Below are 15,759 nucleotides of genomic sequence, written 5' to 3' on the forward strand. Positions count from 1 at the left end.
TTTTTAGTGAAATGAGGTTTTAAAAATATGCAGAGTTAAAAAACATTTACAATTTTTAGGAACATTGTGGTCAAAACCGGCTCATCCAAACGACAATGCTGTTATTGAAAACTTTTTTTCAATTTTAAAAGGTTATTTTAAAAAACCAACAATTTATAAATTAGAAAGATTTGCTAAATTTTATAACAATAATTGGATTTTAACAAAATTAAACAATCAAACTCCAATTGAATTTTTAATTAAAAACAATTTAAAAAAATAATTATAAATTTTTATAAAAAAAATTTTTTTACGTAAAAAAATACCGTATCATTTTGACTATTTTAATAAAAATTTAAAAATTGAAGTAGACTAAATCTCTTTTTTGGTGTTTACATGTGTTATGTGTAGAGGTTTAATATTTTTTATAAAAAATATGAAATTATGTAATTATAGATTATAATATAAATAAATTTAAAAGCAAAAAAATTAGTCATTAAAAATGAATTAAAAACATTTACATTTTTTTATAACACTGCGATTACAGAATGCAAATTTTTTTTGAACTATAATATATTGACATACTATATTATTATTAATTTTAAAAATTAAAAAACTTTTTTTCAATTTAAATTAAATTAAAAAAAATATTCAAAAAGTATTTAAATTATGAAGATAAAATCTTAAAAATATCTTTAGGAAGTTCTTTTCTTATCATTATTATTGTAATTTTTATGAAATTAAAATATTTTGCATTTCCACTAAACTCACAACTATCAAGTATTCCTGCTACAGCAAAAGTAATTAAAAAAACAAAATAAACTAGAAACAATTAAAACAATTTATTTCAAGATGATCAAAAAATTTATTTCATAAACAAATTCAACCATCTAACAGACAGATGATGATAAAAAAAATAAAATATATCATTAATTAAAAGAAGCTAAATTCAAAAATGAATTCGATCCATCTAATGGAAAATTAATTTAAAATAACTTTGTTTCAAAACGAAGTTAAAATAATAGACTTTATCATTAAATTAAATCAATCTAATGAATATTTTGTTTAAAAAACTTATTACAATTTTGATGGTTCAATAAAATAAAATTAACTTTAATATTTTTTTTTTTTTTTTAAAAAATTTTTAAAAGAAAAGTATTAAACCTTAAAATTAAACATAAATTTAAATAAATAGACTTTAATATTCAAAAGTATATTTTTATTTCATAATAACACAAACACCATGACCAGAAAATAACTTAATTAAGTTTTAATTTAAAATTTTAAAAAATAAACTATTTATAATCTACATTAATCAAGGAGTTTGGTCGATGCCGAAATTAATAAAATTCTTTTTATCTAATAAAAAATTGTTCTTATTTTTATTATATTATATATATATATACGTTCATCTTGCTATCATCACTGGTTCTAATGTTAATTTCAAATTAAAAGAAAAGACAGAAATAACAATCCAACTATTGAACAAAAAAGAGTATCTAGAAAAAGGAAAACAAAAGTATCTAAAAGAGTATCTAGACAAATATAAAGAAGATCCGATAAAAAATACGAACATATATAAAGATCATATCATATTTTCATCCAAAACAGAAATTATTGATTTTTTAAAAAAAAATTATAATTTAGAATTATCATTAGATGATTTAAATAAAAACGAATTAGATGATTTAAATAAAAACGAATTTATTGTAAAACATTATAATGAAAAATATAATAGCAAAAATCTTTCATACATCTACTTTGTTAAAACAAAGGATATTTTAAAAAAGGTTTTATTATTTTGGAACATTGACGAAATAAATGAAGCAAAAATTACTATTGAAGCAAAGGACTCGAAAAACATCACCTCCTCAGAAAAATCTTTATACAAATCAGTTAGTATTACTCAAACTAAACCTTTATATTATTTAAACAACAAAATAAACAACAAAATTAATGTTATTTATTTTGATATTCAAAATTATAGAATTGAAACTTTATTAAGAAATTTAAGTAACTATGAAAAAGATAATATATATAAAACAATGGCTTCTAACCTTTGTGTTTGGAAATCAAATGAACAAAATCAAAGTCAAAGTCAAAACAAAATTTTCTTTGTTTATGACACTGCATGCAACTAATTTATCCATATAAATTTATAACAGTGCATAGTAATATCTAAAATAAATAAAAAAGAATTTAAAAATTTTTTTATATAAGAAAATAAAATAATAAATTTTAATTTTATTTTCAAAAAATTTAAAATTTGTTTTTTGTATAATAATTACAAAAGTTAATTCATTTATTATAAAAAAATATTATCAATTATAAAAGATAAAATAAAAAAAGTTTAAATTATTCAGTTAAACTTAGTTAATAATTAAAATTAAATTGTTGTTGATGGAATGGAGTGCAGTTTAGATTCCTTCTAAAAAAGTGATTCTAAAAAAATTAAATAATAAAGAAAAAACAATTATTGACGCTATTTTTGAGAAAATACAAAAATATAAACCTTTCTAAATTTACGATAAAAATAATCTTTTTAAAACAGATAAAAATATTAAAAATAAGTATATTTAAAATATAAAAAAATTAATTATTAAACAAAAAAAGCCGTTTTCAAAACGGCTATTCTATTTTCAAACTAAAACAAAAAAACAATGTTCAGTAAAAAAAATAAAAAAATAACTTATTTTAGTCAATTTAAATTTAAAGTTTGTTGATTTTTTAGGGTACAATCAACTTATTTTAAATTTTTTAAGAAAGATTATTTTTTTATCCTAATAATTTTAATTGATTAATTTCATTTTGTTTTAAAACACGATATTCTCCTATTTTCATGTTTTCTAAAGTTAAAAAAGAATATCGATAACGTATTAATTTAATCACTTTTAATCCTAAAGCAGAAATCATTTTTCTGATTTGTCTATTTTTTCCTTCAGTAATAATAATTTTTAACCATAAATTTTGTTCTTTATGACAAGAAGGTTTAAGCCAAGAAACTGATTTTGGAATAGCTAGATAATTATTATCTATCAAAACTCCTTTTTTTAAAAATTTTAGATCTCGAGAGGATAAATTTTGATTCACTTTAACATGATATTCTTTAGAAACTAAAGAAGTAGGATGAGTTAATTTATGTGTCAAAGACCCATCGTTTGTTAATAATAATAATCCTTCCGTTAAAAAATCTAATCTTCCTACAGGATAAACTCGGTTGTTTAAATCTTGCGGCTTTAATAAATTTAAAACTGTTTTTCTTTGACGATCATCTCTAACAGTTGTTAAATAACCTTTAGGTTTGTATAACAAAAAATAAACTAAGGGGCTCAAAAAAATTTTTTGTCCATCTACTAAAATAATATCCGATGTACTAACTTTAACTCCTAATTTAGAAATAATTTTCCCGTTTACTTTAATTTTTCCATCTAAAATCATCTTTTCAGCATCTCTTCTTGAAGATATATTCGCTTGAGATAAAATTTTTTGTAATCTTTGTAGTTTTTCCATCTCTTTTCCTTTATTATTACTCTAAATATAAAAATGAATTAAATTTTTTTAATTATATTTATAAATATAAATTTAGTTCAACATTATTTCTAAAGTTAATTTTTAAAAGTGTTTTTATTTACTACTATTTTATAGTTTAATTTTGTTCATTAATATTAATAAAGAATCTTTTAAAGAAACAAAATAATTTATTTTTTAATTTTTTGAAATGTTATTTTCCAGATTTAATGTTGAAAAATTTATTAATTTGATATAAGAAGTTATCAAATTGAAATAATTTTATTAATTTTGATTCATTAATGATAATCATTTTGTTTATTTCGTTAAAAAAACATTTGTATTATATTTATCTTTCGAAAAAATTTAATTTATAATTTTTTTTCATAAAGAATTATTTTTAAAAAATATCTTATTAATTTCTTAATAATATTATTTGAAATTATAATTATTTTAACAATATTCTAATTCTTTTCAATATGTTTCTAATATTACTTTATATATCTATTATAAATTCAAATCTTTTATATTCGTATGTATTATTTATAAAAAAATCTTTTAAAAGAAAAAACTTTTGAATAAAATTTTATTTGATTGGATGGAAAGAATTGGGTGGAAAGAATTATATTATATATATTGTTTGTTTGTATATCTATATTTTTTTATCTTAAGGATATCATCTTGATTTTTAATTTTTTTTAATTGACAAGAGCAAAATTTTTTTCAAATTTTATCATCTTGTAGATTTAATAATTTTCGATATTTTCATTTATTTTATTTAAATTTTAAAGTTAAATTAAGAATTCATTTTTATATTTCCTTTTGATTTTATAATTTCTTAATTTTCATGATTTTACATTATTAAAAGGTTCAACTTATTTATATTATACAATATTCATTTTATTTTTAATTTTTTTGAAGATATTTATTAATTTTTTTAAAAAAAATTTATTCTAAATATTTTTTTAAAAAAATAAATGATATTTTTTGATTATTCATAAATAATTAAACTTAATAAAATCTTATTAACTCTTGCCCACGCACTGTTATAAATTTATATGGATAGAACAGATGCGTTTATTCGAGGATTTGTGTTTCTCGATTTTATAACACTGCACACACCTAAAAAATTCAAACAAAAAAGTTAAATTTAAGGGATAAAAAATAATTTAGTTTATTTAATTTAAATTGAAAGTTTTTTAACGTTTTAGGGTACATTACGCTTTTTTAATTAACAAAATTTTATTTACATTTTAAAATAAAAATAAAACAAATATTAGTAAAATTAGGATTAAAATTTTCAACTAACAAAATGAATTAATTTTTTTAAAATATATATTAAAATAAAAAACTATTTATGAATAATAAATCATAAATAGTTTTTTTATTCTTATTAAAAATTATAAAAAGTATAAACACTAACAGGAATGAAACTAGTAATAAAAATTAAATTTTCTTTTAGTTCTATATTTATTTCTCTTTCTTTTTTTTCGAAAAATTTAAAACGATAATTCATAAATTTAATTTTATTTTTTTTAATTATTTTACTAATGTTATTTTCAAAATTTATAAAATCGGATTCGTCGAAAATACTTATAGGTAAAGTAGAAACAATTCCTTGAATTTTATCTGGGGATATTTTATTTTTTTCTAATAAATCTATAAAAACTGCTGCGTTCCCCTGAATTACTGTTAAACCAGGATATTCTTTTCTTAAAAATTCACATAAATGCGAATGCCATTCAATAGATATTATGTTTTCTACTCCAAATTTTTCTATTAAATATTTAGTAACATTTCCAGTTCCAGCTCCTAATTCTAAAATTTTATATCCTTTTTCTTTTATTTCAGTTTTTGTTAAATTAGAAATATTTGTAAAATATTTTGACATTTCTTGTGTTTCTGGAAAAATGCCAGATCCTGATTTTGATTCTGAAAATAATGATGTAGCATGTTTCCATTCTTTTAAATTAAAAGTAATGACGGATAATAATAACATAGTCAATATTAATAAAAATGCTTTCAAAAAGAAATATTTTTTAATTATTTGACAAAGAATAATTATACTAGTTAAATATGTAAAAGAGATTATGATTTGTATATAAGAAATTAGAAAATATGTTTCTGATTTGTTATCGGAATTAATTAATTGTTCTTTTAAAAATGTTTTGATATCATCATAATTGTGTATTAAATTTAAAATAAAATTAATTATTAAATAAAAAATAAAATTTAATAAAATAATTATTATCATTTTCCACGAAACTTTAAATTTATTCGAAAAATAAAAAAATAAAAATAAAGATGGAAGAAAAAGAAATTCTAAATAGTAAATAATTAAATTAAAGTATTTAATATCAGAAGGGTAAATATTTAGATCTCTTATAAAAGAACGAAAACAAAAAGTATTTATTAAAATATTTATTAAAGAACATAGTGCTATAAAATTAGTTATTTTATATTTTTTATTATTTTTGTTCTCTTTAAGTATTATAAAAAATAATGATAAAATAACTAATAGACTGTATTTAGAAAAAGATATGAAATGATACCATTTTAACTTAATTAAAGGCAAATAATTTTGTTTTTGATTAAATTTATAAATTTTAAAACTATGAAAAAAATCTAAAAATAAAATTAAAACAGTTAATATTAATAAAAAATAAAAAAATTTATTTTTGAAATTTTTTATATTTTTTATGGAGATTTGTTTAAGCAATATAAGCCCTTCATCTATTATTAATTAATAAAAATATTAAAAATATTTTTCAAATAAATATTATTTGGAAATTTAATTTAAAATATAAATAAAATATATTTAGATAAATGAACTAAAAATTTAATTAAAAGTATAAAATAATTATAATTAATATATGCAATATATACATTTATATACATATAATTATATAAATAAATATACTATAACATATATAATTATAAAGTAAGTTAATATTTTATAATTTAAAATTTTTTGAATTATATAATTATATAAAAAATAATACATGTGTTATATATAAATAAATATTTAAAAGACTAGGTACAAATATGCAAATTAAAAAAATAAATAATGATTTTATTCAATATCATTTTGAAATAAATAAAGATGATTTTGATGTATTTATAGAAGAAATTTATAATAAAATAAAATCTAAAGTAGAATTAAAAGGTTTTCGAAAAGGTTTTGTAACAAGGGATATGTATGAAAAACATTTTGATCCACGTTCTTTATATGAAGATGCTTTTACATCTTTAGTTCAAACAAAATTGAAAGAAATATTTGAACAAAAAAAAGAATATGATATAATTGGGGAACCAAAAATAATTAATTTTGATCCAGAAGTTTTAACTAAAAAAAAAGATTTTTTCAATTTTGGCATAGAATTTATGTTAAAGCCAGAAATTAAAATATGCGATTATAAAAAAATTCCAGTAAAAAATTATAATTCAGAAATTACAGATGAAGAAGTCCAGAAAAAAATAGATTTTTTATTTAAACATAATCCTATTTTAGAATCAAAAGAAAAAGATGCATCTTTAGAATTAGGAGATGTTGCTATTTTTGATTTTCAAGGTTATTTAAATGGACAATTATTTGAAGGCGGATCAGCTACTAATTATACTTTAGAAATTGGTTCTAATCAATTTATTCCTGGTTTCGAAACAGGAATGATAGGTTTAAAAAGAAATGAAGAAAAAGATATTAATGTTTCTTTTCCTGTAGATTATGAAAAAGAAGAACTTGCTGGAAAAGAAGTTTTTTTTAAAGTTTTAATACATGATATTAAAAGAAAAAAAGATGTCGTTTTAAATGATGAATTAATACAAAGTATGAAATTCCCTAATATTAATAATGTTTCAGAGTTCAAAAAACAAATTAAAGAAGAATTAGAAATTCAAAAAAAATATGAAACAGAAAATAAAAGAAAAGAAGAGATTTTAGATTTTTTAGTTAAAAATTGTAATTTAAAAATTTCTCAGTTTTTGATCGATGAAGAAGAGAAAAATTTAAAAAAAGAGTTAGAAGAAGAATTAAAATCTAAAAAAGTAAGTTTAAAAGAATATTTAAAACAAATGAAATTAGACGAAACAAAATTTTCGCAAGAAATGCAAACACAAGCTTTAAATAAAATTAAATTGAATTTTTTATTAGATGAAATAGGAACTAAAGAAAAAATAGAAATTAGTCCCCAAGAATTAGAAGAAACTTTTAAACAAGTAAGTTCTGAATATAAAACAGATATTCAAATGATCAAAAAAAATTCATATTTTGTTAAAAATATAAAAGATTATTTAATAAGACAAAAAGTTGTTGATTTTTTAGTAAAAAATAATATCACAAATTATGATAAATAATGAAAAATTTTTATATTATAAAAAAAATTAAAATTTTAATATTTTAAATTATTAAAATTTTATTTTAATTTTAAAAAATTTAATAAAAAGGATTCGAGGAATCAAAAAATTATAATGGTTAAGAACGATAAAGAGTTAGAAACTAATTTTATTCCTGAAGAGTTACCTGCTATCATTGTTAGAGATACTGTTCCAATCCCTTTTAATGATTTAAGAATTGAAGTAGGTAGAACTTTTTCTATAAATGCTTTAATTTATTCTGAAGCTAATAAATGTCCTTATGTTGTTGTTTTATTACAAAAAAATTTATTTCAAGAAAATCCTAAAATATCTGATATAGAAAAATTTGGAGTATTAGCAAAGGTTTTAGTTTCTATCAAAATTAATGATGCAATTTATAAAGTAAAATTACGCATTATTAAAAGAGTTCAAATTAAAAAAGTATCAAAAGAAAAAGATTTATATATTGCTAAATATAAAGAATTACCGATTACTTTTGGGGATTTGAAAGAAGAAAAAACTCTTATTAAATTAATAATGGAGAGAATAGCTTCTAATATTAATCAACTTTTTTTAATTTCAGAAACTGCTTTTTTAGAACAAATAAAAGATGGAATTACAACTGAAAAAGCTGCAGATTTAATTATTTTTGCTTTAAAAATCGAAGAAAAATATAAATATAAGTATTTAAAAGAACCTAATTTAAATAAAAGACTTATTTTAATTTTACAAGATATTGAACTAAAATTAGATTGTATAGATTTAGAAAATAAAATTAATGCAGAAGTTAAACGTAGTATTGACGAAAATCAAAAAGAATTTTATTTAAGAGAAAAAATGCGTGCCATTCAAAATGAGTTAGGTGATAAAGCTAAAAAAGAGGAAGAAATAGAAGAATTAAGAAGAAAAATTAATATTTCTAAAATGCCTAAAGATATAAAAGTTAAAGTATTACAAGAACTTTCTCGTTATCAATCAATTTCTTCTAATTTAGCAGATTCTTTTGTTATTCGTAATTATTTAGATTTTGTTATTGCTTTACCTTGGGGAAAAATAAGTAAAGATGTTGATGATTTAAAAAAAATAGAAACAGTTTTAGAAAAAAATCATTACGGTGTAAAAAAAGTCAAAGAACGTATTATAGAATATGTAGCTGTTAAAATAATGACTCAAAAAAATCCTCAAACTATTATTTGTCTTGTAGGTCCTCCTGGTGTTGGAAAAACTACTTTAGCTATTTCTATAGCCGAAGCTTTAGGTCGTAAATTTGTTAGACAATCTTTAGGTGGTTTGCAAGAAGAAAGCGAAATAAAAGGCCATAGAAAAACTTATGTTGGGGCAATGCCAGGCCGTATTTTGAGCGGTTTAAAAGATGCTGGAGTAATGAATCCTATCTTTTTATTAGATGAAATAGATAAATTAGTTAATAATTATCAACATGATCCGGGTTCTTCTTTATTAGAAGTTTTAGATCCGCAACAAAACCAAAATTTTACAGATTTTTATTTATCAGAACCTTTTGATTTATCTAAAGTGTTATTTATAACAACTGCTAATGATTTAAGTAATATTTCAGAACCTTTAAAAGATCGTTTAGAAATTATAGAATTGAATTCTTATACAGAACAAGAAAAAGTAGTTATTGCGCAAGAACATTTAATACCTAAACAGTTAAAAGGACACGGAATTACTGAAGAAAACTTTTCTATAGATAAAGAGACAATTCTTTTTTTAATTAGACATTATACTAAAGAATCTGGAGTTAGAGAATTAAATCAAAAAATTGCTACTTTAGTAAGAAAAACAGTTAAAGAAATTTTATTTAATAAAGTGAAACAAATTAAAATAGAAAATAATAATATTGAAAAATTTTTAGGAAAAATTGTTTATCAACATTTATTAATAAATAATAAAGATCAAATTGGAGTTGTAAATGGATTAGCTTATACTTCTTTTGGTGGAGATATTTTACCTGTCGAAGTTACTCATTTTAAAGGTAGTGGAGAATTAGTTTTAACTGGACATTTAGGTAAAGTTTTAAAAGAAAGCGCAATGACATCTTTTAGTTTTTTGAAATCTAATGCTGAAATGTTAGGTATTGAATATAGTGTTTTTAAAAATAATGATTTTCATATTCATTTTTTAGAAGGAGCTGTTCCTAAAGATGGTCCTTCAGCTGGTATTACCATAGCTACTTGTATTTTTTCAGCTATTCAAAAGAAATTTGTTAGAAAAGATATTGGAATGACTGGTGAAATTACTTTAACTGGTTCTGTTTTACCTATAGGTGGTTTAAAAGAAAAAGCTATTGCCGCCGATAGAAGCGGATTGAATGTTATTTTTATTCCTAAAGATAATTTAAAAGATTTAGATGATATTCCTGAAGAAGTTAGAAAAAAAGTAAAAATTATTGTTGTTGAAAATGCTCAAGATGTTTTCGCAAAAGCTTTAATTTAATTTAAAAAAAGTGAGGATTATAACATGCCATGTTTAGAAGTTCATTATATGTATATTAATTGCGTGTTAATAATTTTAGGAGTTTTATTTACTACAGAAAAAAGTATAATAGATATTTTTTCAGAACAATACGGAAATCATAGATCTGATGGCTCCCAAGTTGTTTTAAATCGTTTTATTTTTTGTTTAGTTTGTATTTATTTTGTTAATTCCTTTTTATATTTAAAAAATATTTTAAAAACTTGAATTAAATACTTAAAAAAAATTATTTTTTTGTTTTATTTTAATTTATTTATGATAACATATTTTATATGTTGAAAAAATAATATTAAAAAATATATTTAGATATTATTTTGATTATGTGTTTTTATAATTTAAATTATTTTTTATGCAGAAAAGGAGTTGATTAAATGATTAAGACTATCGTTCGCAAAGAAGAAACTTTTGACGAAACTTTACGTCGTTTTAAACGTGATGTTTCTAAATCAGGAAATTTAGCGCAAGCTCGAAAAAAAGAATATTATATTAAACCAAGTACAGAAAGAAAAAACCGTAGAAAATTTTCGAAAAAAAGATATTAAATTTTAATAAAAAATTCACCTTATAATTTATTAGGTGTTTTTTATTTTTAATAACGATTTTATCAGTTTATTATTAAAATATTTTTTATATTTTTTTATATTTAGTACTTTAAATATTAATGACAATTTTCAGAAAAGACATCATTATAGATGATTATTAAAATACATAACACAACAAGACAAAAAATTAAAAATTTTAAAAAAATTTTAATTAAGATTTTTGATTTTATAGAAGATACGAAAAAAATTAATATTATTTTTATAAATAATAATAAAATGCAAGAAATGAATTTTTATTATCGCCAAAAAAACTATCCTACTGATGTTTTAACTTTTCCAAATACAAATTATGATGATTATTTGGGTGATATCTTTATTTCTTTAACGAAAGTTTTTGAACAAGCTCAAAAAATAGGTCATAGTTTAGAAAGAGAAGTTGCATTTTTAGTTATTCACGGTTATCTTCATTTAAAAGGATATAATGACGATACTGAAGAATCTTTACAAGAAATGATCGATATACAAGAAGATATTTTAAACAAAAATAATATTATTTAAAAATTTAATATTATTTTTAATTATTAATAGAATTTTATAATTTTTTTGTTCTAAAGGGAGGTTTTGACGTTTGTTTAAATCAGGTTTTATTACTATGATAGGTAAGGCTAATGTAGGTAAATCTACTTTATTAAATTCTTTGTTAGAACAAAAAATTTCTATTACAAGTGATAAACCTAATACTACGAAAAAGAAAATTTTAGGTATTTGTAATAGTCCTGATTATCAAATGATTTTTGTAGATAATCCAGGTTTAATATATAAAAAACAAATGTTTTTAATTTCCAAAATGAATTTTATAACTTTCAAAAATATTCAAGAAGTCGATGTTATTTTATTTTTGGTTGATGAAGAATGTCGTCAAAGAGATAAAGATATTTTGGATTTTATTCAAAAATATAACAAGAAAATTATTTTAGTTATTACAAAAATGGATCTTTTTAAAAAAAAGATTTTAATTGATAAAATTATTTTAAGTTATTTAGAACATTTTTCTTTCGAAGCTATTATCCCTTTGTCTAGTATTCAAGAAAAAAACTTAAACATTTTGAAAAATAATATTGTTTCATTATTAGAAGAAAGAGAACCTTATTTTTCAAAAGATATTATTACTAATCTTTCGCAAGAAGAATTAATATCAGAATTTGTGAGAGAAAAGTTTTTTTATTATTTAGATAAAGAATTACCTCATGTTTGTTCTGTTTATTTAGAAAATTTAACTTATGCCAAAGATTTATCTTCTTTAACAATAGATATTTTGATTTTAGTTTCGAAAGTAAGCCAAAGAAAAATTTTAATTGGAGCTAATGGTTCCACATTAAAAAGAATTCGAATTACTGCTGAAAAAGATATTAAGAGATTTTTAAAAAAGAAAGTTTCTTTAAATTTATGGGTTAAAGTAGATACAGAATTAAATATTAGAAAAAAAGTTTTTCATTCTCCTTATGTTTCATATACAAAATAATAGAAAAATATAATTAAAAATTGGTTATTTAAATTATGTGTGAAAATATAAACAATATTTCTTTAAAAGATATCGTTAGCTTTATGAAACAAACTGGTTTTGTTTTTCCTGGTAGCGAAATTTATAATGGTTTAGCTAATAGTTTTGATTACGGTCCTTTAGGTAGTTTATTAAAACAAAATATTAAAAAAGCTTGGATTAAAAAATTTTTTCAAGAAAATGAAAAAAATATTTTGTTAGATAGTTCTATTATTATGAATCCTAAAATTTGGGAAGCATCAGGACATTTATCTTCATTTATTGATCCTTTAGCTGAAAATAAAGATGATAATAAACGTTATAGAGCAGATAAATTAATTAAAAATCATAATCCTCAGATAAATGTCGATAGCTTAACTTTTCAAGAGATGACAGATTATTTAATTGAACATAAAATTTTAGGAACTAAAAATTGGGCTTCTGTTAAAGAATTTAATTTATTATTTAAAACTTCACAAGGTGTTGTTTCTGAAAACAATCTTACTTTATATTTAAGACCAGAAAATTGTCAAGGTATTTTTGTTAATTTTAAAAATATTTTACATTCTACTCGAAAAAAAATTCCTTTTGGTGTAGGTCAAATTGGAAAAGCTTTTCGTAATGAAATCACTCCTGGTAATTTTATTTTTCGTACTTGTGAATTTGAACAAATGGAATTAGAATTTTTTTGTCATCCTAAAGAATATTATGAGTGGTTTTGTTTTTGGAAAGATTATTCTTATAATTTTCTTTTGCAATTAGGTTTTAATCTCCATAATTTGAAATTTAAAGATTATAATTCTGATGAATTAAGTCATTATGCCAATGCTACTACAGATATTTTATTTCGTTTTCCTTGGGGATTTGATGAATTATGGGGAATATCTTCAAGAACGGATTTTGATCTAAAAGCGCATCAAAAATTTTCACAAAAAGATTTAAAATATCTAGATGTATTAACTAAAGAAAAATATTGGCCTTTTGTTATCGAACCTTCTTTAGGGGTCGAAAGATTATTTTTAGCTACTATAATTAATTGTTTACAAAATGAAAAATTAAAAAATAATACTACAAGAATAGTTTTGAAAATTCATCCTTTTTTATCTCCTTATAAATTAGCTATTTTGCCTTTAATAAAACAAAAACATAATTTTAAAGCTAAAGAATTACAAAAAAAATTATCTCCTTTTTTTGAAGTATATTATGATGAAAATCAAAGTATAGGTAAAAGGTATCGACGACAAGATATGATAGGTACACCATTTTGTTGTACTGTAGATGAAGAAACTTTAATCAACAATACAGTGACTATAAGAGATCGTGATTCTTTAGAACAAGAACGAATATCAATTGAAGAAATTAAAAAATATGTAGAAGATAAAATAATATTTTAATTTTTTTAAATAAATAAAAAAATTTTTAATTAATATAAGAAATTAAGTATTATGAATAATGTAAATAATAATTTGTTTGAGATATTAAATAAAAACATCCCCATTTATGATTTAATTACTAAAATGGGAATCGTTGTAAAAAAACAAGGAAAAGGTTTTTTTGCTTTGTGTCCTTTTCACGAAGAAAAAACTCCTTCTTTTTCTGTTTCTACTGAAAAAAATATCGCTTTATGTATGAGTTGTCGTAAAGGCGGTTCTCCAGTTAAATTTTATTCTCAATTAAAAGATATTCCTACATCAGAAGCGATTCAACAATTAGCTAAACTTTTTAATATTAATTTACCTAAACAAAAATTAAAACCTGAAGATCCTTTAACTTCTATTTTAAAATCAGCTAATGAATTTTATCAAAAAGCTTTGTTATTTATCTTAGATAAAAAAGAATTTTCAGAACATCCTTTATTAAAATATTTATTTGAAGAAAGAAAATTAAATAAAGAATTAATTCAAGAGTTCGGGTTAGGTTATTCTCATAAAAACTCAAGCGCTTTAATTAAACATTTAGTTGGAAAACTTAATTATAAATATGAAGATATTTTAAAATTAGGTTTGATTTCTAAAAAAAATGATTCAGATGAATATTTTGATTTTTTTATTAATCGTTTAATGTTTCCTTTGACCGATGAAAACGGTAAAATAGTTGGTTTTTGCGGACGTTCATTAGAAAATAACCAAAATAAAACGCAATTTCATATTCCTAAATATTTATTTAATAACCAATTTAAAAAAGAAAATTTTTTATATCGTTTTTTTGAACATCAAAAAGATATCCAAGATAAAAAAGAAGTTATTTTATGCGAAGGTTTTTTTGACGTTATCGCTTTTTATAAAATAGGGATGAAAAATGTTGTCGCTAGTTTAGGAACTAATTTAAATCGAATTCAAATTGCATCATTAAAAAAGGTAACACAAAATATTACTGTCGCTTTAGATTCTGATAACGCAGGAAAAGAAGCTGAGAAAAAAATTTCTTTTTTGTTAAATAAAAATAGTTTTAGAGTTAAGGTTTTAAATTTTCCTTCTAATTTAGATCCTGATGAATATATTTTATCTAAAAAAAATAATATAAGTTTCTTAAAACAAAAATTAGAAGAAAGAACTAAAGATTATATTTTTAATCAAATAGAAGAATTTAGAAAACAAAATTTAAGAGACGATCAAATAAATTCGAATATTAACATTTTATTAAAATATCATAATAGAGAAAATTTAGAATATTTTCAAAACAAAATAAATGAAAAATATCAAATTCAAACTGATTTATTTTCTTTTATTTCTATGAAAGAAATAAACAACCAATTATTACAAAGCACAAAGGATAAAATTTCTTTAAAAGGAATAATTGGGAGTTATGAAAAAGAAATAAGTCTTTTGACTGAATTATTTTTAAATCAAGAATATATTGATTTGGTTATAGAAGAAATTTATAAATACGAAAATATTAATGCTGATGTTATAGATTTGATTCGTAAGATTAAAGATTATTCTATGAAATATTTAAAAGAAGAAGAAGAAAATGGCATAAATATTTCTAATTTTAAAAATGTTTATAAAGAATTTTTAAATCATATGTTAAATTCTAAAATAGTATATAATTTATTATTACAAGTTGAAAACAATCCTATATTTAAACAAAAAAAAAGAATCCAAAGCCAAGAATATTTAAAAGATATTTTTATTCCTTTTAAAATGAAAGATTATTCAAGGATCCAACAAGAAATTAAGAAAGAAATACAGATAATTAAAGCTAAAATTAATGAACAAAATAATAATGATGAAGATGATAGTCCAGAAACAGATAAATTATGGGATGAATTAAAACAAAAAGAAAAACAATTATCAAATATTCAACAAAATCAATTTGAAAATAAAATAGAATAATTTTATT

The 15,759-nt window shown here is 20.1% G+C and carries 12 protein-coding genes; 10 read left to right on the forward strand and 2 right to left on the reverse strand.

The window, feature by feature from the left end:
* Positions 1-64 precede the first annotated feature (64 nt).
* Entirely contained in the window at positions 65-262 is a 198-nt protein-coding gene (locus KTO59_RS00980; RefSeq protein ID WP_284928219.1) for a hypothetical protein, read from the forward strand.
* A gap of 1,048 nt (positions 263-1,310) precedes the next feature.
* A complete protein-coding gene (locus KTO59_RS00985) occupies positions 1,311-2,120 on the forward strand; it encodes a hypothetical protein (RefSeq protein ID WP_284928220.1) in 810 nt (269 codons plus the stop codon).
* A gap of 634 nt (positions 2,121-2,754) precedes the next feature.
* Here KTO59_RS00985 and KTO59_RS00990 read toward each other — a convergent pair.
* Entirely contained in the window at positions 2,755-3,489 is a 735-nt protein-coding gene (locus KTO59_RS00990; protein WP_225695989.1) for a pseudouridine synthase, read from the reverse strand.
* Between the two features lie 1,390 nt (positions 3,490-4,879).
* Positions 4,880-5,740 (reverse strand): rRNA adenine N-6-methyltransferase family protein, encoded by an 861-nt coding sequence (locus tag KTO59_RS00995; RefSeq protein WP_284928221.1) that lies wholly within the window; start codon positions 5,738-5,740, stop codon positions 4,880-4,882.
* 791 nt (positions 5,741-6,531) lie between these two features.
* Between KTO59_RS00995 and tig the strand changes: the two genes are divergently transcribed.
* The 8 genes from tig (at position 6,532) to dnaG (ending at position 15,752) form a co-directional block, all read left to right on the forward strand.
* Positions 6,532-7,839 (forward strand): trigger factor, encoded by a 1,308-nt coding sequence (gene tig, locus KTO59_RS01000; RefSeq protein ID WP_284928222.1) that lies wholly within the window; start codon positions 6,532-6,534, stop codon positions 7,837-7,839.
* A gap of 114 nt (positions 7,840-7,953) precedes the next feature.
* Positions 7,954-10,296 carry an endopeptidase La gene (gene lon / locus KTO59_RS01005; protein ID WP_284928223.1) on the forward strand — a complete coding sequence of 781 codons (2,343 nt, stop codon included), beginning with the start codon at positions 7,954-7,956 and terminating at the stop codon, positions 10,294-10,296.
* Positions 10,297-10,320: 24 nt separating this feature from the next.
* A complete protein-coding gene (locus tag KTO59_RS01010) occupies positions 10,321-10,542 on the forward strand; it encodes a hypothetical protein (protein WP_284928225.1) in 222 nt (73 codons plus the stop codon).
* Between the two features lie 164 nt (positions 10,543-10,706).
* A complete protein-coding gene (gene rpsU / locus KTO59_RS01015) occupies positions 10,707-10,877 on the forward strand; it encodes a 30S ribosomal protein S21 (RefSeq protein WP_225695984.1) in 171 nt (56 codons plus the stop codon).
* Positions 10,878-11,027: 150 nt separating this feature from the next.
* Positions 11,028-11,435 carry an rRNA maturation RNase YbeY gene (gene ybeY, locus KTO59_RS01020; RefSeq protein WP_225695983.1) on the forward strand — a complete coding sequence of 136 codons (408 nt, stop codon included), beginning with the start codon at positions 11,028-11,030 and terminating at the stop codon, positions 11,433-11,435.
* 70 nt (positions 11,436-11,505) lie between these two features.
* Positions 11,506-12,399 carry a GTPase Era gene (era, locus tag KTO59_RS01025; RefSeq protein ID WP_284928226.1) on the forward strand — a complete coding sequence of 298 codons (894 nt, stop codon included), beginning with the start codon at positions 11,506-11,508 and terminating at the stop codon, positions 12,397-12,399.
* Between the two features lie 35 nt (positions 12,400-12,434).
* Positions 12,435-13,811, forward strand: coding sequence for a glycine--tRNA ligase (locus tag KTO59_RS01030; RefSeq protein ID WP_225695981.1), 1,377 nt, complete (start codon positions 12,435-12,437; stop codon positions 13,809-13,811).
* A gap of 51 nt (positions 13,812-13,862) precedes the next feature.
* On the forward strand, positions 13,863-15,752 hold the full coding sequence (dnaG, locus tag KTO59_RS01035) for a DNA primase (protein ID WP_284928227.1): 1,890 nt from the start codon (positions 13,863-13,865) through the stop codon (positions 15,750-15,752).
* The last annotated feature ends 7 nt before the right edge of the window (positions 15,753-15,759 follow it).

Origin of the sequence: Candidatus Phytoplasma sp. AldY-WA1 (assembly GCF_020312115.2) — a bacterium.
Taxonomy (GTDB): domain Bacteria; phylum Bacillota_I; class Bacilli_A; order Acholeplasmatales; family Acholeplasmataceae; genus Phytoplasma; species Phytoplasma vitis.

Excerpts from the sequence above, each read along its gene's own strand:
- rpsU (WP_225695984.1), top strand. The coding sequence starts at position 10,707 with ATGATTAAGACTATCGTTCGCAAAGAAGAAACTTTTGACGAAACTTTA.
- lon (WP_284928223.1), top strand. The coding sequence starts at position 7,954 with ATGGTTAAGAACGATAAAGAGTTAGAAACTAATTTTATTCCTGAAGAG.
- tig (WP_284928222.1), top strand. The coding sequence starts at position 6,532 with ATGCAAATTAAAAAAATAAATAATGATTTTATTCAATATCATTTTGAA.
- dnaG (WP_284928227.1), top strand. The coding sequence starts at position 13,863 with ATGAATAATGTAAATAATAATTTGTTTGAGATATTAAATAAAAACATC.
- KTO59_RS01030 (WP_225695981.1), top strand. The coding sequence starts at position 12,435 with ATGTGTGAAAATATAAACAATATTTCTTTAAAAGATATCGTTAGCTTT.
- KTO59_RS01010 (WP_284928225.1), top strand. The coding sequence starts at position 10,321 with ATGCCATGTTTAGAAGTTCATTATATGTATATTAATTGCGTGTTAATA.
- ybeY (WP_225695983.1), top strand. The coding sequence starts at position 11,028 with ATGATTATTAAAATACATAACACAACAAGACAAAAAATTAAAAATTTT.
- KTO59_RS00995 (WP_284928221.1), bottom strand. The coding sequence starts at position 5,740 with ATGATAATAATTATTTTATTAAATTTTATTTTTTATTTAATAATTAAT.
- KTO59_RS00985 (WP_284928220.1), top strand. The coding sequence starts at position 1,311 with ATGCCGAAATTAATAAAATTCTTTTTATCTAATAAAAAATTGTTCTTA.
- KTO59_RS00990 (WP_225695989.1), bottom strand. The coding sequence starts at position 3,489 with ATGGAAAAACTACAAAGATTACAAAAAATTTTATCTCAAGCGAATATA.